This window comes from Aquimarina sp. TRL1 (assembly GCF_013365535.1).
GTDB lineage: Bacteria > Bacteroidota > Bacteroidia > Flavobacteriales > Flavobacteriaceae > Aquimarina > Aquimarina hainanensis.
Window position 1 is genome coordinate 2096951 of record NZ_CP053590.1, and the last position, 23634, is coordinate 2120584.

Consider the following 23634-nt stretch of genomic DNA (forward strand, 5'->3'; position numbering starts at 1 on the left):
TTAATGTTTATTAATTACATAAGAAATTTAGAGCTGATTGATTCGTTGTGGTGTACTCGGTACATCACATCGGCAAATAAATCTGCACATGATACAACTCTAATTTTTTTAGATTCTTTTTTTAATGGGATTGAATCGGTTACAATTAGCTCTTCCAGTTTAGATCCTTCGATTCTTTCATAAGCACTTCCTGATAGGATAGGGTGTGTACAAATTGCACGAACACTTTTTGCACCTCTTTCAATCATTACATCGGCAGCTTTTGTCAATGTTCCGGCAGTATCTACCATATCATCAACTAAAACCACATTTTTTCCCTCTACATTTCCAATAAGCTCCATATGAGAAATTATATTGGCCTTTTCTCGCTGTTTGTAACAGATTACTACGTCACTTGACAGTGCTTTGGAGTATGCGTATGCTCTTTTTGATCCTCCCATATCAGGTGATGCAATCGTAAGATTGTCTAAATTCAGAGACTGTAGATATGGTAAAAATATAGTAGAAGCAAAAAGATGATCAACTGGTTTCTCGAAGAATCCTTGAATTTGAGCTGCATGTAAATCCATAGTGATAATTCGTGTAGCTCCAGCTGTCTCTAACGTTTTAGCGATTAGTTTTGCAGCGATAGGAACTCTCGGCTTGTCTTTTCGATCCTGACGAGCCCATCCGTAGTATGGTAAAACAGCAGTAATATGTCTTGCAGAAGCTCTCTTAGCGGCATCTAACATTAATAACATTTCCATTAAATGATCAGAGTTCGGATGTGTTGATCCGATAATAAAAACTCTGGCTCCTCTTACAGATTCTTCAAAAGAAGGTTGAAACTCTCCATCACTGTAAGTAGACGTAATGACATTACCTAATGTGGCACCATATGAAGCTGCAATTTTTTCTGCTAACTCTGTACTCTGACTACATGCAAAAAACTTTGCCTCAATTGCTGTTTTTGACATAGGGTTTAAAGTGTTGTGTTGTAATTATTTAAAACTAATTTTTGTAAAAACGAGCTGCAAATTTATAAATTTATTTGAAGAGTAACTCTTATTTTATTACTTATTTTATGGAAAGAAAGAAATATTTTTATAATTTTGCCGACCGATAAGATGCTCGAGTGGCGGAATTGGTAGACGCGCTGGATTCAAAATCCAGTTCTTTCGGGAGTGTGGGTTCGATTCCCACCTCGAGTACCAGATAAAAAAACCTTCTGTTTTCAGAAGGTTTTTTGTTTTTTGAAGACATCTTCACAAGGTCAATTTATTCTGCCTCATCATACTTTTATTTTCTTAATTCTTCCCAATTAAAAGTATAGAATACTAATGTTCACTTTCTGAAACTTTAATGCACTGTTCTTTAGAGGAGCTATGTCGTTTCTCATGCATTTTCCTCTTTACGTAGGTTATATTCCGTCATACGTAGAAGAGGCGCTGCTTTAATTTTTACTTTTGATTTAAAGCCATTCTAAATTACGCTTTAAAACCTAGTCACTCAATGATTTCATTTGCAGGACAATAGCATAAAATTATTAAAGTAACTTTCTATTTTTTCTTTACACAATGATGCATGATAATAAGAAATCAAAGACCCCAAATGTTATATCAAGAAAAAAGAATATACCTCCTCTTATAGGGTATATTACGTCTGAAGAAATAAAAAATATTCAAAGCAAAACAGACAAATTAGGAGAGAGAGGGGTTGGTATTTCCTTTTTCTCTTTTGAACATGTGATTACATCTTCGGATTGGAAGTGTTTAAAAAATAAAGCACAGCAATATGAAATAGATTTGTGTTCACTATTCCTAAATAGTTTGATCCCGATTTTGGAAAGATGGAGTTCCCAAAGCTCTTTTTTAGTTGAAACGTCTATTCTTCCTTCAGAGGAAGATCTCCCATTTGCAGAGCAGGTACTGATTGTTCAAAAAACGCCCTGGATTACGATAACAAAATACATAGAGGAGCAACTACAGAATGAAATAAGAGCAGTAGATGCAGAAAATGGCATTCCTATTAGTATTAGATCTAATTTGTGGACAATGCCTCAGGTAGAAAATGATGAAAAAGGTCTTTTGTGTTCGATTGTAGAAAATGATAGAGGAATAACTGTGTGTTGGGAAGTTGATTCTCGTTTTTTCGAAGAGAGAAAGGTACATGAAATGTTTACTTCATGGATATCTTTACTGGACTGGTTACAAGATGAAGAATGGGAAAAACCATTACCAGATATTTTACCAGTGAACCAACGAGAAGTTAGGAACTCGATAAATAATACCCAGATACCTATTGTAAAAAAGACGTTACATCACGACTTTTTTTTACAACCAACTAGAAATATAGCCTTACAATATTATAATGAAGAAGGAAATTATGAGCAGTTGACATATGAAGCATTAGCTCATAAAGTACTTTCTCTGGCAGCAACCTTACAAGCCAAAGGGGTAAAAAAAGGAGATCTTGTAGGAATTACAATTCCCAGAGGTCCCAATCAGATTATAGCCGTAATGGGAATTGTATCAATAGGGGCAGCTTATGTTCCTATTGGGGTTAATCAACCGATATCAAGACAGAGAACAATTCACCAAATAGGAGAGATTAAACATGTAGTTGTTACTCCCGAATATGAAGAGAAAATAGGATATCCGGCGATTCAGACAATCTCAGTAACAGATTTGAATCATGGGGTATTTGATTTGACATCTGTAGATATATCAACCGATGAATTAGCTTACGTCATTTTTACATCAGGTTCTACAGGGGCACCCAAAGGAGTAGAAATTACACATGAAGCAGCCTATAATACTATTCAAGATATAAATAAGCGGTTCTTAGTGACAGAAAAAGACAAAGCCCTTGCCTTATCAGCATTGGATTTTGACTTATCGGTATATGACATTTTTGGATTATTGTCAGTGGGAGGTTCTCTTGTTTTATTATCTGAGCAAACAAGAAGAGAGGCGACCATTTGGCGGGAGATGATAGAACGACATAAAGTAACTTTATGGAATTCTGTTCCGGCCTTGTTAGAAATGCTATTGATTAGTAATGTAGAAAAAAGTGAACTGTCTTCGCTGAGATTGGCAATGGTTTCAGGAGACTGGGTTGGTTTAGACCTTTTAGAATGTTTGGAAAAGGTGGCGCCACAAACAAAACTTTTTGCTTTGGGAGGAGCTACAGAAGCAGCTATTTGGTCCAATGTTTTTCCGGTAACCGAGGTGGCTTCAGGATGGAAATCAATTCCTTATGGAACCCCGCTGGAGAACCAATGCTACCGGGTAGTAGATTCATTGGGAAGAGATCGTCCCAATGGAGTTCCTGGAGAATTATGGATAGGAGGTAGTGGAGTTGCTAGAGGTTACTTGGGAAATCCAAAGCTTACAGCTGAACGATTTATTGTAGAAGGGGAGCAACGTTGGTATAGAACAGGAGACTTAGGACGTTATTGGGAAAATGGTACTCTGGAGTTTTTAGGGAGAGAAGACCGTCAGGTAAAACTTAGAGGGTATAGAATAGAATTGGGAGAGATAGAAGTAGCGCTCAAAAAAAATGAAGGAATCGATCAGGCAATTGCTTCGGTCGTGTCAAGAGAACAGGTACAGCACCTGGTAGCAGCAGTTGTTTCTACTCTTCCACAAGGAACTGTTTCTTCCGAACAAAAAGGAGTATCTGGTGCAATCCAGAAATTCAGACAAAAAGAAATTACAAAGCAATCAGAAGTAATAGAAATGTTTTTATACCGATTGCTGAAAATAGATAATTTATTACTAGAAAAAGAACAATGGAACCCGATCGCTACGCTTGATATTTCTGAAGAACACCATAGAGTAGTACAGATGTGGATGGAGTGGTTATTAACTAGGGAATTACTGTATTTAGAAGGCAATTCTTATAAACCCGGAAAAAGATTCTATGAGGTCTACGAAAAGGTATCAGAGAAGCTGACAGAGAAAACAGAAAACGATTCCTCGTTACTAGTAAAAGTTGGAGCACAGTTAGGAAAAAGAATACTGGATTATAAAGCAATTTTAGCAGGAAAACTAGAAGCAGCTGTTTTATTAGATGATGCCGTTTTGTCTCCTGAGTATCTATCCGTAAATGACCCTGGAACTATTAAGGGAATAGATATAATTGCTGAAAAAATTAAGAAATTATCTTTTTCCAAAAAGAGACCAGTACGGGTGGCTGTATTAGGAGGAAGAACAGGAGTAATGACAGTTCGGTTAGCCAAACAATTAACAGCAGAAGAAATGCATTGCACATTACTTGATACCGCTCCTTCAATGATTGCAATGGCAAAACAAAACCTTAGGGAGTTTTCTTCTTATGTAGATTGTCAAAAAATACATAAAAACAATATAACCGAAGCGTACCGATACCATTTTGATATTGTTCTAGCGATTAATGCACTGCATAGATATGAATGTATTGATGAAGGGCTTGGACTGGCAACTTTATTGGTTAATAATGGAGGAAAAATATTAGCATTAGAACATGCGGCATTGAGTCCGATAGCGATGGTGACTTCTTCTATTTTGGATAGAGGGTATGTAGATTTTGAATATGAAAGAAAAGTCAGATATAATCCAATGCTGACAGGAAAACAATGGAGTGAGTTTTTTGTGAAAAAAGGGTTGCTAGATGTACAATATGAAGGAATTCCTGATTCTTTTACAGAAATAATAGAAGCACAGAGTTCAGAGGATAGAAAACTACTTTTTCCAAACTCGATTTTAGAAGAATTGTCGTGCAAGCTTCCAGAGCATATGATACCGGAACAAATAGCAATTCTACCTGTCTTTCCATTGACATCTAACGGAAAAATTGACAGGCTGTCTATTGCTGAATCATTTGATTTCCAGGAAGAAATTTCTATAGAAGAAACCCCTGAAGAAGGTGTGGAAACAGAAATAGCTTCTATGTGGCAGGAACTACTTCAGGTAACTAATATTGGCAGAAACCACAGTTTTTTTAAGATTGGAGGTGATAGTTTGTTGGCGACCCGGTTCCTGGCTATGGTAAAGGAACGATATGAGATAGAATTATCACTTAGAGCAATGTTTGAAACTCCTGAGCTAAGAGATGTAGCAGCGATCATAAAGGATAAATATTCTGAGCTATGCGAAACAATGGAATTAATGGAAGAAGGGGAGATATGATAGGAGTAATAGGAGGATACGGAGCTGTCGGAATAGCAGCAGTACAGATATTAAAAAAATGGAATAGATATCCATTAAAAATAGGAGGCAGGAATCCTGAAAAAGCTAGAGAAAAGCTAAAAAAAGAATTCCCGGATGTCAGGTGGTCGTATGTCGATGTCTTTAATGATACTAGTATTGCTGATTTTGCAAAGGATTGTATAATCATTGTCAATTGTGTTGGTCCTTCTCATAAGGTGTCTTCCAGAGTAGCAAAAGTATGCTTGTCATTAAATTGTCATTTGGTAGATGCAGGAATTGATAAAGTATTGGAGGAGATGAATGCTATCGACGCAGAGACCTGTATCCGATATGGAGCAGGAATGACCCCTGGATTAACCGGAATTTTGCCACAATGGTTGGCATCAGAATTTGATTCGGTAACTTCATTACAAATGTATACAGGAGCTCTGGATACGTTTACTCCTTCAGGAGCAGAAGATTATCTGGTAGGAGTGTTGGACACATCAAATGAACCATTGGCAGCATGGAGAGATGGTCAGAAACGACAAACTGCCTCAAAAAGAAAATCTGCAGTACACCTTCCCTTTTTTCCTCGAGAAGTTTCCGTATTTCCTTTTTTTGATAAAGAATCATTGTTGGTGGCTAATGCGCTAAAGCTTGTAAATGGAGATTGGAGTTTAGTGATCGATGGAGAACATGCTCCGGAAGTACTTAATGAAGTTCGGCTACAGTTTGAAAATGACCCTGTGAAAGCAGTAGAGAAGTTATGTATGGCAGCTGCGTTAGACTTAGAAGGTAGGAAATCATACTGTAATATATTATTACAATTAGACGGACTAAAAGATACTACAGATAAAACAGTAACAGCGTTGTTACAAACGGAGAATGTTTCCCAATTAACGGGTACAATAACGGCTCTTGTGAGTATGGCTGTGTTAGAGCAAGAAGTTACCCCGGGAATTGGTCCAGCGGCATCTATTCCCGAACCTCAAAAAATAATAAAGCGTTTACAGAACTCAGGGATATTAAAACAATTTATAGTACTAGAAGCATCTATCGAATCTCTATGTGAAGAAGTGGAAGGGGAGATCTAGAATTAAGAAATAAGATTTTGATTGTAGATAGGGAGCTTTTTTATCAAATACAATAAAACTATTGGTTTTGATAGAAAAGAGGTCTATTAAATAATAAATAAAAGTAAATGAAACCTAATAAACTAAAAGCGATTGTTTGTGGTGCTACATTTGGTCAGTTTTATCTGGCATCATTAAAAATATTACAAGATCATTTCGAGGTTGTTGGTCTGTTATCCAGAGGGAGTGATCGATCTAAAAAATGTGCAAAACAATATGGGGTACCACTATTAACAAGTATTAAAGAAATACCAGATACTGTTGATTTAGCCTGTGTGGTTCTAAGATCAGGAGTAATGGGAGGAGAAGGAACAAAACTATCTCTTACCTTATTAGAAAAAGGAATTCATGTGCTCCAGGAGCATCCGGTTCATCATAAAGACCTGGCAGCTTGTTTACGGGCAGCTCAAAAGAATAAAGTTCTGTTTAGAACCGGGGATCTTTATATACACCTGCCTGAAGTTAGACGGTTTATTACTTGTTGTAGAAGTTTGTCAAAACAACAAAAACCAATATATATAGAAGCAGCGTACGCATCGCAAGTGTCATACCCGTTATTACATATTTTATCAGAAGCATTGACAACCACCCGTCCCTGGAGTCTGGATCAAGTTTCAAAAACAAAAGGACCTTTTCAGGTGCTAACTGGAGTAGTAGGAGGAGTTCCGTTGATCTTAAGAGTTCATAACGAAGTAAATCCTAATGATCCAGATAATCATTTGCATTTATTACATCGGATTACCATTGGTTTTGAAGGAGGGAGTTTATCATTAACGGATACGCATGGACCAGTCGTCTGGAATCCAAGAATGCACGTCCCGGAAGATGTTGGTACGATGAAAGAATTATCAGAAGCGGAAGCCTCTTTCCTTACTGCTAATAGTGTAGAAATATTAGGAAAACATACACCATTAAGCTACAGGGAGATATTAACCAAACAATGGCCTGCTGCTATCGGAGTTGATTTATTAGAAATTAAGGAAGGAATTGTCACGGGAACAAAATTTCAGACTAAATCACAAAATGAACTGCTAATTTCCAAACAGTGGCAGGATATAACAAACATGTTGGGGTATCCTTCTATGGTACCAAATAGTGTACACCAGCCTTTATCTGTATCGACCATATTAGAAGCAGGAGAAGAAAAGAGTCAGGCAGAACTTTTGTATGAAAGGTAGTGTTAGACATTACTACAGCAGAAGTATTCTGTCGGATTGGATCATATACCCTATATAATAAAGAATAATAATTATGTTACAATGTAGTCACATCCTTTGCAAAGTAGATAATATCCATAAACTAGTAGAAGATTATACAAAATTAGGTTTCTCTCTAATTTGGGGAAGCCGGAAAGAAAAAGCACATAATGCCTTGCTGTGGTTTGAAGAGGGACCTTATATAGAATTCTTTCAGCTGCCCAAAAAATTTGAGGTCTTAAGTTACCCTTTAAAGATGTTTTACGGTCGGGGAGCAGGGGATAGATGGACTAAATGGTCTAAAAGCCCTGAGGGGTGGTGCGATATGGCTTTGGAGAGTCAAGAAACAATACTTGCTACTTCTTTTATGCCTCCAGTTGATTTAAAAGCCATAAAAAAAGAGATGGATAAGACAGGAGTTCGCTCTTCCAGAATAATAAAAAACAAAAGAGTTAGCCCGGAAGGAGTAAAAATAAAGTACAGTATTTTTTGTCCAAATGCAACAGGATTTCCTTTTGTTTTTTCTGGATATGATTCCCCTCAAAAACCTGAAAAAATCAAACACCCAAATGGAGCTACGAAGATCAATTGGGTTAAGATGGGTGTCGATAGTACATATACTGAAGAATTTCACCATTTGATAAGAACAACTCCTTTTATCAAAACCATACCAGATACAGAGACGAAAGTTTTTGAAGTTGGGCTAACAGGGTTGCGAAATGAATTAGACCCTCAATTATTACACGGAGCAGTATTTAAAACCTCTTGACTTTCTTTCCAAAACAAATACATTTTTTAAACGCACATCAAGCCATGTTAACAAACACTATTACAACAGCAGATTTATTACTAAAACTCAGAAATGAAGGAATTAAATTGTGGGAAGAAGGAGGAAAACTTCGTTATAAAGCACCACAAGGGGTCTTGAAAAAGGAAGATATAGAAGAGTTAAAACAGCACAAAGAAGCAATTATTTCTTTACTTCAGGCAGAACAAAAACAAGTGACAATTGTATCAAATCCCGAAAAAAAATATACCCCTTTTCCACTAACAGATGTGCAGTCTGCTTATCTGTTAGGAAGAAACGAAGTGTTTAATTACGGGGGGGTTGCATGTCATATTTATATGGAACTCACCTATGATAATTTAGATCCTTTACAAACGGAAAAGGTATGGAATCAATTAATTGCCAGACACGAAATGCTTCGGGCTGTAATAGATAAAGAAGGATACCAACAAGTGTTGGAAGAAGTACCTGAGTTTAAAGTAACTTATATAGATGCCAAGGGGAAAGAAGAAACAACTTGTACAGCTATATTGGAGGAAATTCGAACAGAAATGGGGCATCGTGTATATGAAACAAGTCAATGGCCACTATTTGATATTCAGGTAACTCGTACAAATAAGGTATCCGTATTTCATTTTTCAATAGAGTTTTTAATAGCAGATTGGGCTAGTATATGGATGTTACTGTCAGAATTTGAAAAGCTATACAATTATCCCAAGACAGTATTGCCAGAGATTCATTTAAGTTTTAGAGATTATTTAATAGGAGAAAGAGGACTGAGGGAAACTACTTCTTATGCAAAAGACAAGCAATATTGGATGCATAGAATTCAGGAAATTCCCGGAGCTCCTGATCTCCCAATGGCAAGAAACCATGTCCCTTCCGGGAAAGGGCATTTTACAAGGCGTTTTGTGAAACTTACTACAGGAGAATGGAACGAGTTAAAATCATACTGTCAGCAATTAGGAGTTACCCCCACAACAGTTGTTATGACTGCATATGCAGCAGTAATTGAACGGTGGAGCAAGACAAAGGATTTTTGTCTGAACCTTACAGTGTTAAATCGCTTGCCATTGCATGAAGAAGTTAATGCTATTGTAGGAGATTTTACTTCTGTGAGTTTGTTACAAATAAACTGGAAATCAGAAGAAACGTTTCTGGAAAGAATAAAAAAAATCAGTAACCAATTGTTTGATGATTTAGATCACAGGTTGTTTTCTGGAGTGGAGGTAATAAGAGAAATTACACGCCAGAGAGGAAGAGGAGAAGCATTAATGCCTTATGTGTTTACCAGTGCAATTGGATTAACCAATCCGGAAGAAGGAAATCAGATAAAAGGAAAATTGAGTGGTCATGGAATCAGTCAGACCCCACAAGTATTTATTGATTGTCAGGCAATGGATACGGTAGAAGGACTACATGTGAATTGGGATATTAGAGAAGGTGTTTTTCCAGAAGGAGTAATTGATGATATGTTTCATGCTTTTTCAGAGGTATTACGAAAGCTGGTGCATGACAAAAATTGCTGGGAAGACAGAACAGTTGTTGCTTTACCCGAATGGCAAATCATAGAAAGAAATGCGATTAATGCTACAGAAAAAGATATAGCAGACAAAACACTGCATCATCAGTTGGTAGAAAGTATTAAAAACACACCAGAAGCGATTGCAGTTATTGATAATGGGCAAAAGATATCCTATGGCGAAATAGGAAAAAGAGCTACCGCATTAGCAAATAAGTTACTGGAGTTAGGGTGCAAACCTCAGGATCGTATAGCAATTTCCTTAGAAAAAGGCATGGAACAAATTATTTCAGCAGTTGCGATACTTTCAGTAGGAGGGGTTTATGTGCCGATTGATGTTTTTCAACCAGTAGAAAGAAGAAACCATATGTTGCACCATGCAGAAATCCGTTTTGCAATTCTTCATGAAGAGAATTTAACAACCTGGAAAGATATAGAAAATACAATTCCACTTATCCCTGTAGAAACAATAGAATCTTCATCAGTAATTAATTTACAGGTTACTAATAATACCTCTTTACCAGCATATATAATTTACACATCCGGTTCTACCGGACTTCCCAAAGGAGTTGTTATAAGTCATAAAGCGGCTGTTAATACGATTACTGATATCAATAATCGTTTTGGGGTAACAAGCAGTGATACTGTATTAAGTCTGGCACAGCTTGGTTTTGATCTGTCTGTTTATGATATTTTCGGGTTGCTTTCAGTAGGAGGAACACTGGTGATCCCATCTAAAGAAAGACAAACAGACCCATCTCATTGGGCAACATTGATTCAGGAATATGAAGTTACTGTTTGGAATACAGTACCGGCAATTATGCAGATGCTGGTAACGTATTTAGAAGCAGAAAAAGATACGGTTTTATCGACTCTTCGGTTAGCGCTGTTATCTGGGGATTGGATACCACTTACATTACCAGATAGTATGAAAAATATCATTCCGGATATTGAGGTGATAAGTTTAGGAGGAGCTACCGAAGCCGCTATTTGGTCCATTCACCATGTATATCAGGGAATAGAAGAAGATTGGAGTAGTATTCCATATGGAAAACCTTTGGCGAATCAAGGATTCAGAGTGTTAGATGGTCATTTATCTGATTGTCCCGTTTGGAGTACAGGAGATCTTTACATTACAGGGGTAGGATTAGCAGATGAATATTTAAATGATAAAGAATTAACGGAAAATGCTTTTTTCTTTCATCCTGTAGATGGACAACGATTGTATAAGACAGGAGATTTAGGACGCTATACTCCAGGAGGAGAGATAGAGTTTTTAGGTAGAGAAGATCATCAAGTAAAGATAAGAGGTCATCGAATCGAACTTGGAGAAATAGAAGCTGCATTGGTGAAACATCATAATGTGAAAGAAGCTGGAGTTGTAGTTGCCGGAGGGAGGGAGAACCAATCTCTATTTGCAGTAGTTGTGATACAGACACAAAAAGAAAATCAGGAAAAAGAACTCATTCAATATGTGAGAACCCAAATTCCTGAATATATGGTTCCAGCCCATATTCAGGTTGTAGAGGTACTTCCGGTAACAAAAAATGGAAAAATAAATAAAAAAGAGATCACTCGTTGGGCATCGGATTTTCATACTAATGCTTCTCTGACACATGATGATGATTCCATGAATGAATTAGAAAGTTCTTTGGCAATACAATGGAAAGATACATTAGGAATTTCCGCAATAGGAAAAAGACAAAGCTTTTATGATTTGGGAGCAGACTCATTGGTGATGGCACAGATGGCTGGGAAATTAAGAGACCAATTACGAGATGATGTAACGTATAATGAAATTCCTTATGATGCATTGCTAAGACAAATGCTGAACTTTCCTACAATTGAGTCTTTGGCACTTTTTATTGAAGAAAAAAGGGCAGGAAAGATAGATAAATCTTCTACGGATGAACAGGATATTACAGCAGGGAGTAATGGTGTATTAACATATTATGGAGATAGTACGAATGGGCCTCTGAGAGTTATTTTTCATGCAGGTATCGGAACAATGAACTGCTTCCTGCCAATGTTAGAACAATTAAAAAAAGAAGATTACGGTCCTATAGTAGGGGTAACTGTAAAAGATACAGACTTGTATTGCGAGCACGATCCATATCAATTAATAGAATCAGTAGCAGAAGATTATGCAAATCGCCTGATAGAGACCGGACATAAAGAAATGCAGTTGATTGGATATTGTATGGGAGGACAATTCGCAATTGAGGTCGCTAGAAGATTATTAGAGCAGGAGATAGAGGTTGTCGATATGGTATTGATCGATAGTCATCCAGTATATGTGGATGTAAAAGATGACCTGGTAATAGAATCACTATTTGTCCCTAATCTGAATATTTCGATGGTACAGGCAGGATTCAGAGAGGTAAATCCGATGGATGTAGCCAGAGGATTTATACAAATTATCGAAGAAAATAAAGGTGTAATTCCAGATGGAGCTGCAAGACAATTGCATGGAGATGAAGGGCTTGTTAGCGTAAGTGAACTATTTACAGAATTGGAAAATTGTACCATGAGAGAGCGATTTACCAGCTATGTAGATACGATTGCTAGCATTACAGGAGAAAACATGGAAGTTGAGATGGCAGAAGGTTTATTCAAAGTATATAGACAGAGTTATCTTGCTTCTACGTTTACACCACTTCCATATATGGGAGATATCAGATTCCTTAATGCAGCAGGAAATTCAGGATTCTTGCCGGGAACAGATGAGAAGACAATTGCGTATTGGAGAGAAGCGTGTCTGGGAGAGATGACAGTTGAGGAAATAGGAGGCGATCACTTCTCATGTATAGAACCACCTCATTTGGATGATTTAGTGCCTAAAATCTCAGCACCGTTTCTAAACCAATAAACAAACCATACAAATGAATAATCAAAAACAAAAACAATTTATACTTACCGGAAAAATGTGGCCGGTTATGTGGAAACTCTCTTGGCCTGCAATAATTGCCATGGTTTTATATGGACTCAATGTGCTGTTAGATGCTATTTTTGTAGGAACCTTTGTCGGGGAAAAAGCCTTGGCAGGAGTTTCTATTGTATACCCTTTGTCGTCTTTTACGATGGGGATAGGATCTTTGATAGGAGTGGGAGCAGGCTCGTTATTAAGCATTGCTTTGGGAATGAATGATGAAGCAACACAAAAAAAACTATTAGGAAACCTAAACTCTTTGACATTGGTAGGTACTGCCATATATATGATTCCTGCATTTATTTTTGCAGAACCGCTAGTGAAGATGATGGGAGGGGAAGGGATTCCATTGGCATTTGGAGTTTCTTACTTCAAAATAACAGTAATAAGCTCGCTATTTTGGATATATGGGCTTGCTGCCAATATGGTTGTTCGAGCCGAAGGTAAAATGAAAACTGCAGCAGTAATGATGGCTGGAGGGTTGTTGATTAATACAGTATTTAACTATGTTTTCGTAGTAGTGATGGAATATGGAGTAGAAGGAGCAGCATGGGCATCAAATATCGGAATGTTGGTTTATGCTGTGCTGGGCTTCTTGTATTTCACAAGTAAAAAAACCTCTTTTCCGTCATTTCCAAGAACAATATATTGGGATCGTGCGATTATCAAGTCGATATTTTCTATGGGGGTTCCATCTTTAATTATGACAGTAATGACCATTGTACAGGCTATTGTTATTTTTAATGCCATTTCATCTTATGGGACAATCTTTGAATTAGCATTTTATGGTGCTGCCTTTAGAATATTAAACTTTTTAATGACTCCAATCTATGGATTAATGAGAGCTCTGCAACCCGTTATTGGGATTAATTATGGAGCTAAACAATTTCATCGTGTTATTAAGAGTTTTTGGATTTTTACCATTGCAGGAGTGTTGATTATACTTCCTTTCTGGCTGTTGATGATGGCAGTCCCTAAACTAGTATTAAGTACGATGTTGGAGCAAGGAAGTTTAACTAGTGAAAGCATTTTCAATTTTAGAATATTTATTTCTGTTCTCCCTCTACTACCGGTTGTTTTTATGGCAATGACATTCTTTCCGGCAATTGATAAAGGAAAACCTGCTGCTGTGATTGGATTGGTAAGACAATTGATATTTTATGTTCCAGTGATGCTTATTCTTCCTGCAATGTTTGGCACTCAATGGATTTATTTAGGATCAACTATAATCGATACAGTTATCATCGCATATACACTAACATTATTGTTGTTGGAATTCAGAAGATTAAGAGAGGATAAACAGGTCCCCCTAATGCAAGGAGCGAATGCATGACAGTAAATTATCTCAGTCTAAAGGTAAACAGATAGTGTCATTACATAAGAAATAATGTTAGTTGGAGTGAGTCCTAGAGCATTTACATCTTTAATATTGAAATAATTAATGTACCCCCTTATCAATAATGTTAATTTATAGATAAGGGGGGATCTTTTTTAAGCTTCGGTTTTGTTATTCAATAACGTTTGCTTGTAACAATGTTTGAAGAAGGGCGATATAATTTTTGCCTAACTGTTGGACAAAAAAATGATCTCCGGCGAATTCTTGGATGTCAAACTCTCCGGTGGTAACCTCTTTCCAATGCACCATAATTTCTTTAGTTGCGTCTTTATCTTTATTGGCAGCGTGCGCTACAATAGAAGCAGTAATTTTTTGGTTTTTATAAGTAAAACTTTCATGAAGTCTTAAGTCTCCCCGTATCATTGGAAGTAAGAATTGGATCATTTCCTTATTTTCCAGTATTTCTTTAGGCGTTCCGTTTAATACTTTTAATTCCTCAATCAGCTTCTCATCATTGAGCCAACTATGCAAGGTAGAAGGATCAGGCATATGTGGGGCATGTCTTCCCGCAATAATAATCTTGTCAGGTGATAACTGATGATGATGTTCTAATTGATATGCCAGTTCGAATGCAATAGCTCCCCCCATACTATGACCAAAAAAGTAAAAAGGAATAGTAGGAGTAATAAAAGGAAGAATGATGGTAACCAGCTCCGGTATCAATATGGAAAAATCCTCAATAAGGGGATCCATAATTCTAGTACCTCTGCCAGGGAGTTCGATAGGAATAAAAGACACAGAAGTATCTGATAGTGCCCAATCTTTATAAGCGGTTGCACTTCCTCCTGCATAATGAAAACAGAAGACATTGACAGAAGCAGTTTTCGTATCCGGGATTCCATAAGGGAACCATTTTGCTATATTTTTCACACGATTAAAGTTAGATGATTTGTTAATTACTTATCCATAAGGGAAAGTGTTTGATATTCGAAGTTTTCCCACTGTGTTGTTTGTATTAATTGTTGAAGCATTTGGTGGTAAGCAGTGACCATTTCTTCGATCCAATCAGGATCAAAAACATGCTCTACAATATCCCAATTAATATGAATATGACCGTTTCTTTCGTATACTTGATGATCCATTGCTACTTGTGGAGTTTGGCTGATAGCATATACTTCTTTAAGTTCATTAGGGTAATAGGTTTGATTTTCAGTAGTATCACCAAATAGAAGACTGGTAAATACAATTGGCATGATTGCTTTTCCAGGAGTGTTTTTACTAAGCCTTCTTAATAAGTCTACACCGTTTTGCGTGCGATATTCTACCGCTTTCCACAGTTGATCTTGTACAGCAGCAACCTCTTCCAGAAAAGAAATATTTGTTTTCTTCTCATAAGAAATAAGAGTAATATTGGTAAAATCCCCAATAATTTTAGGAACCTCTTTATGAATAGGTAGCCGATTAAAAATAGTCAGATTTATGGTAAAGTCTTTATTAGTGCTCCATTCGGATAATACTTTCATAAAGATGGTGCATACCACTGCGGAAGGAGTGAATCGGTATTCTTTTATTTTTTGTGAAAAGATGCGAGATTCTGTCGTATTAAGTACAATTTTCCATCGTTTAAATGAAGGTTGTTTAATAAGGTGATAAGGCGTTTTTAAAGGGAGCTCAGGAGCAGGAGGCAATTTCTTTAATTGAGTATTCCAAAATTCCGTGGCTTCTTTGATATTACTATGCTGCAATAACCATTCTTCTTCCTGAAGCAGGTAGTCTTTAAAACTAAATGCTGGTTTTTGAATTTGAACCCCATTATAAGTGGCAAATAACTCCTGAATAATCATCTCCGTACTGGAGGCATCCAATAACAAACAATCAAGACTAAAATGTAGTCGGGATCGTTGATCATTGATTTGGCTTATTTGCAGATGAAACATAGGCCAGCTTCCTAATTCGTATTTATGGTGAGACCATTGTTCCCGGATGGAAGTTAATTCTTCTTCTTGCGCAATAACAGATACCGGGATTTCAAAGTAAGGAGTTTGCTTCATTAGTTGCTGGCTGGCATCACTATATATTTTTGTGCGTAGCATCTCATGTCGTTTGATGACCTGATTCCATGATATTTCCAGTTTTTTAGGTTCCAGTTTGTTGCATTCTAGTTCGATATAATAGTGCGTGTTGATATTCCCTAATTCGAAATCAGAAGAACGTCCCAACATATATGCGAGTTGAACAGGTGTGAGTCGAAAAGGTTCATGTTTTTTTATGATACGGGACAGTTGTTTTTTCTCTGCAGTATCAGAAAGAAGAGCGATTAATGTGGTTTTATACCTTTTTAACTCTAAAAGTAGCTCTTTAGTGATGGTTCCTTGTGGAGCCTTATATTTTAATTGTTGTTCTTTCAGATATAAAGTTATTCCTTGATCATAACAGTTGGTCAATAACTTTTTAGCGGACTCTAAGGCGGTTGCATCTATGGAAGAAATAGAAGGAAGTGTTGCCTCATTTGAATTGATGCCACTTCCGATTAGAGAATTTAGATAATAGTGATCGATTGTAAGACCAAATGCATCAGACAAAGATTGTAGATTATAGGAATTTAGAGGAGTACTCCCTATTTGAAGAGAAGTACCCCCAGCAGACAATACCTGACTAATGGATCCGCTCTCCATAAAGCAAAACTGTAATGACTTCTCCTTGTGTAGTGGATAAATAGCTTTGAGGTCGGCAATAAAATGAAGCAAAAATGAAGCATGAGGATGCTGCTTTTTGATTTCTGTGATGGTTTCTTCTGAAAGCGAGCTAATTTTTCGAAGAGAGGGATCTGTCATACGTAGATAATAATTCCCAGCCTCTATATGTTCAATACTATTTGGAAGTATGCTTAGGTATATTTGTATAGGATATGCCTCATCTTTAGCCTCAAACCCTATTTCACTAAGCACTGTTGTTTCTTTTTCTAGGTGTAGTTTTATAAAATGGACAAAATCCTCAAATGAAATGGTCTCTTTGGATGCCTCCATATCTTTTGACAGAGGAATAAAAGGGAGTTTAGAGTCAAGTAATAAAGGAATGTTTTTACCTGTATCCAGATCAGGGCGAAGTGTATTAGTTGTGTTTTTAAAAGACACAAAATCTTCATGCTCTTCAATGATAGGCATGGATTTTAAATGTTGTATTTGTTCTTTGGAGAATAGACTAAACTCGTAAGAAGTAATTCCCTCTTTTTGATTTTCATCAGGCGTAATAATGTGCTTATCTGCGTAGAAATCGATTAATTGGGCAATGGTTTCGTATCGAATCATATCACCTACAGAAGGACGCTCAGAAAAATGAGTTTCCAGTTCATTAGCTAATCGGATCATGTCTACAGAAGAAACTCCTAATGAACCAAAACTATCAGTAGGAGTTATAGATGATAAGTGTAGTACTTGTTTCGTTAGTTCCAAAACTGGATGTTGTGCAGAAATGACATCAGAAGAAGGTGTTAGAGATGTGGTAGTTTCCTGTTGGGAAGTATACTTTATTTTCAGTTGCTTCCGGTCTATTTTACCATTAGCTGTAATTGGGTATTCTGCTAGAGCAATAATCTTCTCAGGAATAAAATATCCAGGGAGGTGCTGCCGGAGTTTCTTCTTTAGAGAAGTTTCATCAAATGATGAAGGAGCTTTTTTCACAAAAGCAATTAACTTTTTATGTCCCATTTGATTTCCAATAGGGAGAATAAGTGGAGTTAAAGAAGCATCACATTTTTCGAAAGCAGCTTGTATTTCTCCAATTTCTACCCGATACCCGTTGATCTTTAATTGGGTATCCTTACGTCCCAGAAATTCGATTATATTTCCTTGTCGGTAACGACCGTAATCCCCAGTGTCATAGAGTCTGTGTTGCAGATTTTTTTCATAGAAGAAAGCAGCGGCTGTCAGCTCTTTTTCATTAAAATATTCTGTGGCTAATCCTTTTCCGGCGATATGAAGTTTCCCTTCTACCCACTCAGGACAAGGGCGGTTAAATTCATCTAAAATATAGAATGCCTGATTCGCCAAGGGATACCCATATGGAATTGACTTCCATTCAGGATTTAGTGTAGTAACATGGAAGTAATTAGACCAGATAGAAGCTTCAGTAGCTCCCCCCATACTGGTTAATTGAGCATTTGGTAGGGCAGATTTAATTTTTGGAATAAGAGCCAGGGGAATCCAGTCACCGGAATGGATGATTCTCGAAATATAAAGATCCTTTTTAACTGTAGGATTCTGCAAGATGTAATCCGTATAAATATCCATCAATGCAGGAACGGAATTCCATAGTGTTGGGAGGTATGTTTCTGAGAGGTGTTTCCAGCTTTTGGGATCTATGCGCTCTTCTTCGGTAGGAAGGATAAGAGTTCCTCCTGTATGAAGTAGTCCGAAAATATCATAGACAGATAGGTCAAAACTCAAAGAAGAAAGCCCGAGAACCCGATCGTCAGCGGTAATCCGCAGTTTGTGATTGACATCTAATATCGTATTCATTGCTGCCTGATGTTGAATACAAACACCTTTAGGAGTTCCTGTAGAACCAGATGTGAAGATAATATATGCCAGAGTTTCAGGAGAGATTTCGACTGGTCTCCAAACTCCTCTTCTCAGATCAATATCTTTAGGGATAAACTGGGTTATTTTTTTAGAGGGAAATGCCAGATAATTATCCGTAAAAATAAATTGAATATTGGCTTTTTTCAGAATGTTATAACTTCTGTTTACAGGTTGATCATAAGTAAAAGGAACATAAACTCCACCCGTTTGAAGAATTCCCAAAACAATGGCAATCTGATCAAAAGATTTTCTCATTTGGATAGCGATTTTATCCCCCTTTTTGATACCATTTTTCTGCAGAAGATCTGCTACCTGATTTGATCGTTTGCTTAGCTTTTGATAACTGTATTCTTTCGCATCATGGATGATTGCTGTTTTGAGAGGACTCTCTTTTATCTGCTGCATTATTCCTTCATGTAACAGCATATTTCTTGTTGGGCGATTTGTTTTGTTAACCAGTGTATGTGCCTGTTGTTGTGAAGAGGTTCTCCCATCCAGAATTTCTTTATTCCAAAAATTGTTATCAGCAATAGCCTGCATGACTAATTCGGTATATTTTTCGAACATAGCATTGACCATATTCTCAGGGAATACGGCATCTAAAGTATCCCAGGATAGGGTAATACCTTCTTTTTCCTGATATACTTGATGATCAATCCATACTTGAGGAGTCGAAGAAACAGACCAGCTTAAGTGAGATAAGAAATCGTTGTTCTCAACAGGAGTATTTAGCTCATCTACTCCTAATGCACTTGTGAATACAAACGGATACATTCTGTCTTTCTGTTCTGATGTTTCATTTAGTGCTTTTACGAAATTAATAGCAGAGTACGTACTATGTTCCAAATCTGAGTGCATTTGTTCCTGAATACCTACTCCATTTAGACCAATAGCCTGTTGCTTTCTTTGTATTTCTATAAGGGCTAGTTCCGTAAAATCTCCGATAATTTGATTGATGTGAGGATGTATATTTTCTCGGTCAAATACAGTAAGCATAATAGCAAAGTGACTCCCTCCTCCCCATGCAGAAAGTACTTCTGAATACAGGGTGAGTAAAGCTGCCGATGGGGTTAGATTTTGTGCTGCAGCATTTTCTGTGAATTTTTGCCATGAATGTTGATCAATCCATTGTTGTCTCCGAATAAAAGTTCCATTTGCATGAGTTTTGGTGACATCCTTTATTGGAAGTTGAGGGGCAAACGGAAAACCCTTGGTGCGTTGTAACCAATATTGCTCCGCGTCGAGGTACTCCGTAGTTTGCTTTCGCTGCTCATGATATTCCAGATAATCTTTGTATGAGATTTGTAGAGGAGGAAGTTCTTCCCCTGTATATAACAAAGAAAGATCTTTCCAAAAGACAAATAAGCTTAGTGCATCTGCGATGAGGAAATCAATTAAAAAATGAATGCGATAGCCCTCACTTTTTAAAGAGGATATTCGAATGTCAAACATGGGAGCCCCCAGAGGGATTGACAATTCGGACATTTCAGAACGAATTTTCTCTAAGTGATTTTCTGACTGATTTTGTTGTTCTTGGGGATAAATCCTCAATGGAGTCTCGATGGTTGGCAGTATCTGCTGTTTCCCATCAGCATCAATACGACACCGAAGCATTTCGTGTCGGTTAATTAAGGATTCCAGGGCAGAAATAAATTGCGGGATATCCAATGTCTCCATATCAATTTCGAAGTAGGCGCTGCAACTGACACCTCCCCAATCTAATTCAGGGTTCCTTCCTGCCCAATACGCATATTGAATCTCATTGAGAGGAAAAGGAGCAAACTTTTTCTCTGGATATGCTATAAAGGAAGGAACGGTTCTTTTTCCAGAGATAGATCTTGAAGTATTGAGCTTTTTAAACAATAAGGAAGCCCATTGAGAGATGGTATTGTTTTTTAAAAAGAAAGAAGGTTTCAAAGCTATGTCAAATTCTTTTTTCCAACGGGTAACCAGACGGGCGACGACAATAGAGTTAATCCCAAAAAGCAATAAATTTTCCTGTTCATTTAATTCTTCGATATCGATTTTTAATTCTTTGGAAAGGATTGTTTTTATATAGGTAATAACGTCGGAAACTTCTTTAAAAGTAAGTGTAGAATTGACAATAGGTAATGTTGTCTCCGGTGATATCTCGTCAGAGGTACTGGCTTTCTCTTGAGCGGTCTTTAAATATTCAACAATGACAGGGAGTTGAGCTTTTGCCTCTTCATTTAGAGAAGAGGTATCGGCTGTAGAGAGTATAGAATCCCATTGATTTTTTGCAATAATATTTTGGAAGGAGGAAGGAAGGCTAAAATGTGTTTCCGTAAAGGTGTAATTAGGAATTCGAATGTTCTGGAAGGAAGAGAAGTCATAAAAAGATGACCAGTTGATGGTTGCTCCATGAACATATAGTTGGAAAAGAGCTTTCTCTATTTGATGTGTTGTCTTTTCATCTTTGTAGTTGCTGGCAATGGTCTCTACTGCTGTTTCTATAATTTCTTCAACCATTCCTATAAGGGCAGGAGCAGGACCGATTTCTACAAAGGTATAGTTATCTGTATCTTTAAGACGTTGAATTGTTTTACAAAATCTGACAGGAGATAATATATGATTGCTCCAATACTGAGCGGTCGCAAAAATATGAGGATCAGTAGTTGTATCGACTACTGTGGAATACATTGTTTTTAATGGGGGGCGGTAAGTAATCGTTGTAGCTAATTTTTCAAAATCAGCGATCATAGGTCTCATTAATGGAGAATGTGCTGCATGAGAAAGTGCTAAGATTTTAGAATCAATGCCTTCTTTTGTTAAAAATGCACAGAATTCATGTATCTCTTTTTCTTTTCCGGAGATAACGGTTTGATCGGGGGTGTTTACTGCTGCGATATTTACATTGGGATACTTAGTCAGTTTTTCTGAAACTACTTTTTCATTTGCAAATACAGCCGCCATAGTTCCATTTTTAGGAAGCGCATACATTAATTCTCCTCGGGTAGTAATTAGCTTAATAGCATCTTCCAGACTAAATATTCCCGAGAGACATGCAGCAGCATATTCTCCGGTACTATGCCCTATACAAATATCAGGAGTGATTCCGTATTCCATCCACATACGAGCAAGGGAATACTCGACTACAAATAAAGCAACCTGTGTATAACGCATCTGATGAACTGTATTTCCTGAAGAAAAAATAATAGGAAGCAGCTCTTGTTGTGTATGCTTTTTATAGAAAGCATTACACTGATCCATGTATTTTCTGAAAATGGGATTTTCAGCATAAAACTCATGAAACATTTCAGGGTATTGCGATCCTCCTCCACTAAACAGGAATACAGTTTTTTTAGGAGCTTTTCCTCTAATAATTGAAGGATTGGATATGCCTTTTATTGCATCTGCAATAGTTGTTTTTAGCTCCTCAATGTTTTCAGCCCATAGGACAATTCTTTCCTGAAGATCCGCCCTTCCTTTATTTTGACTATAGCTTAGATGTTGAATCTGATCATCTGAGGTTTGATCCAAAAATGAAAGAAATGTTTCTAACTGTAAAAGGATGCCTTTTTGAGAAGGAGCACTAAATTTAAATGGCCATTGTTTTCCTTCGGGGATTGTTTGTTCTTTTGTCGATAAAACAGAAACCTTGGCAACAGGAGTATATTGTTCTATAACCGCATGAGCATTTGTCCCGCTTAAACCAAAAGAACTAACAGCTGCTGTTCTTTTGTGTGTGGTTTCCCATGAAAGTGTAGTTGTTGGAATTTCGAATTTTTGACGAGACCAGTCAATGTGCGGAGTAGGAGTCTTAAAATGTAAATTCCCTGGAATTTTCCCATGCTCTATGGCGAGTATAGTCTTTATTAGCCCGGCAATACCTGCTGCTGCTTCTAAATGCCCCGTCATGGTTTTTAAAGCTCCAAGGTATACTGGAGTTGTTCTTTGATTAGGAATAATATGGTCCAATGCTGTAATCTCTATAGGATCCCCCAGTGCTGTTCCTGTTCCATGAGTTTCAATAAAATCGATATGTTGTGGATTGATATTGCTTCGTTTCCAGACCTCTTGTAAGAGCTGTTCCTGTGCAGGACCATAGGGAGCTGTTAAACCAGAACTAATACCGTCTTGGTTTACACCACTTCCCTTTATTAAGGCATGGATATGATCTCCATCTCTTTTGGCATCAGAAAGCCTTTTTAATATGACAATACCACACCCTTCTCCTCGGACAGTACCATTTGCAGAAGCGTCGAATGCTCTGCTTTGGCAATCAGGAGAAAGAACATTTAGAGAGCCCATTAAGCGCGTTGTATCTGGGGAGATCATCAAATTTACACCTCCCGCAATTGCCATATTACAGTCTTTTGCATAGAGTCCTTTACATGCCTGGTCAATAGCTACTAGTGAAGAGGAACAAGCAGTATCAATAGTAATGGCAGGTCCCTGGAAACCAAAATAATAAGAAGTTCTTCCCGAAATAAAGGAAAAACCGGTTCCCATTACGTCATTGGGATCCGGGTTATGGAGGTCTTGCGTTCCTTGTATCTGTTGAATATGATCATAGACAGACGCTCCGGCATAGATTCCGGTTTTTGTACCTCGGAGCGAAGAGGGAGCATATCCTGAATTCTCTAATGCCTCCCAGCATACTTTTAGGAATAGTCGTTGGTGTGGGTCTGTCTTTTCTACTTCTTTTGGAGACATCCTGAATAATCGATGATCAAAATTATAAATGTCATCCGTCAAAAAACCACCTTTTTGTAAATAAGGATTCTTATTGAGAATTTCTTTATCGTATTGTTCCCATCTGTTTTCAGGAATTGTTGCTGTTAGATCTTTTTGTTTTAATAAGGCATCCCAAAAAGATTCAGGAGAAGTAACTCCTCCAGGGAATCGACACCCTATCCCTATAACTGCAATTGCTTCCTGTTCAAAGAAGGAAACTTCTTCTTTTTCCTTTTTTAGGCGTTTGATTTCTGAAAGGGCTTTTTTTAAAATCGTATTCTTATCTGAGAGGGTGTTCAT

The 23634-nt window shown here is 37.3% G+C and carries 9 protein-coding genes and 1 tRNA gene; 7 read left to right on the forward strand and 3 right to left on the reverse strand.

What is annotated here, in order from left to right; all coding sequences use genetic code 11:
• Positions 1 to 14: 14 nt before the first annotated feature.
• The gene (locus tag HN014_RS08635; protein ID WP_176028482.1) at positions 15 to 956 is read right to left on the reverse strand and encodes a ribose-phosphate pyrophosphokinase; all 942 of its coding nucleotides are present in this window, start codon (positions 954 to 956) and stop codon (positions 15 to 17) included.
• 152 nt (positions 957 to 1108) lie between these two features.
• On the opposite strand from HN014_RS08635, the gene HN014_RS08640 reads away from it, so the two are divergent.
• From HN014_RS08640 to HN014_RS08670, 7 genes are all read left to right on the forward strand, one after another.
• Positions 1109 to 1193 (forward strand) — tRNA-Leu (locus tag HN014_RS08640).
• A 363-nt stretch (positions 1194 to 1556) separates the two neighbouring features.
• Positions 1557 to 5150, forward strand: coding sequence for an amino acid adenylation domain-containing protein (locus HN014_RS08645; RefSeq protein WP_176028483.1), 3594 nt, complete (start codon positions 1557 to 1559; stop codon positions 5148 to 5150).
• Positions 5111 to 6247 (forward strand): saccharopine dehydrogenase NADP-binding domain-containing protein, encoded by a 1137-nt coding sequence (locus HN014_RS08650; protein ID WP_217704368.1) that lies wholly within the window; start codon positions 5111 to 5113, stop codon positions 6245 to 6247. The genes HN014_RS08645 and HN014_RS08650 overlap by 40 nt, the downstream gene beginning before the upstream one ends.
• Before the next feature lie 107 nt (positions 6248 to 6354).
• Positions 6355 to 7464, forward strand: coding sequence for a Gfo/Idh/MocA family oxidoreductase (locus tag HN014_RS08655; RefSeq protein WP_176028484.1), 1110 nt, complete (start codon positions 6355 to 6357; stop codon positions 7462 to 7464).
• A gap of 73 nt (positions 7465 to 7537) precedes the next feature.
• The gene (locus HN014_RS08660; protein WP_176028485.1) at positions 7538 to 8251 is read left to right on the forward strand and encodes a VOC family protein; all 714 of its coding nucleotides are present in this window, start codon (positions 7538 to 7540) and stop codon (positions 8249 to 8251) included.
• A gap of 44 nt (positions 8252 to 8295) precedes the next feature.
• Positions 8296 to 12660: a non-ribosomal peptide synthetase gene (locus tag HN014_RS08665; protein WP_176028486.1), complete on the forward strand. Its 4365-nt coding sequence runs from the start codon at positions 8296 to 8298 to the stop codon at positions 12658 to 12660.
• A gap of 13 nt (positions 12661 to 12673) precedes the next feature.
• Positions 12674 to 14053 carry an MATE family efflux transporter gene (locus HN014_RS08670; protein WP_176028487.1) on the forward strand — a complete coding sequence of 460 codons (1380 nt, stop codon included), beginning with the start codon at positions 12674 to 12676 and terminating at the stop codon, positions 14051 to 14053.
• Between the two features lie 174 nt (positions 14054 to 14227).
• Here the strand turns inward: HN014_RS08670 and HN014_RS08675 are convergent, their stop codons facing one another.
• Both HN014_RS08675 and HN014_RS08680 read right to left on the reverse strand, forming a co-directional pair.
• Positions 14228 to 14986, reverse strand: coding sequence for a thioesterase II family protein (locus tag HN014_RS08675; protein ID WP_176028488.1), 759 nt, complete (start codon positions 14984 to 14986; stop codon positions 14228 to 14230).
• Between the two features lie 26 nt (positions 14987 to 15012).
• Positions 15013 to 23634: a non-ribosomal peptide synthetase/type I polyketide synthase gene (locus tag HN014_RS08680; RefSeq protein WP_176028489.1), complete on the reverse strand. Its 8622-nt coding sequence runs from the start codon at positions 23632 to 23634 to the stop codon at positions 15013 to 15015.

Coding starts and splice junctions, on each gene's coding strand:
- HN014_RS08655 (WP_176028484.1), top strand. CDS start 6,355: ATGAAACCTAATAAACTAAAAGCGATTGTTTGTGGTGCTACATTTGGT.
- HN014_RS08665 (WP_176028486.1), top strand. CDS start 8,296: ATGTTAACAAACACTATTACAACAGCAGATTTATTACTAAAACTCAGA.
- HN014_RS08660 (WP_176028485.1), top strand. CDS start 7,538: ATGTTACAATGTAGTCACATCCTTTGCAAAGTAGATAATATCCATAAA.
- HN014_RS08670 (WP_176028487.1), top strand. CDS start 12,674: ATGAATAATCAAAAACAAAAACAATTTATACTTACCGGAAAAATGTGG.
- HN014_RS08645 (WP_176028483.1), top strand. CDS start 1,557: ATGATGCATGATAATAAGAAATCAAAGACCCCAAATGTTATATCAAGA.
- HN014_RS08650 (WP_217704368.1), top strand. CDS start 5,111: ATGCGAAACAATGGAATTAATGGAAGAAGGGGAGATATGATAGGAGTA.
- HN014_RS08680 (WP_176028489.1), bottom strand. CDS start 23,634: ATGAACACCCTCTCAGATAAGAATACGATTTTAAAAAAAGCCCTTTCA.
- HN014_RS08635 (WP_176028482.1), bottom strand. CDS start 956: ATGTCAAAAACAGCAATTGAGGCAAAGTTTTTTGCATGTAGTCAGAGT.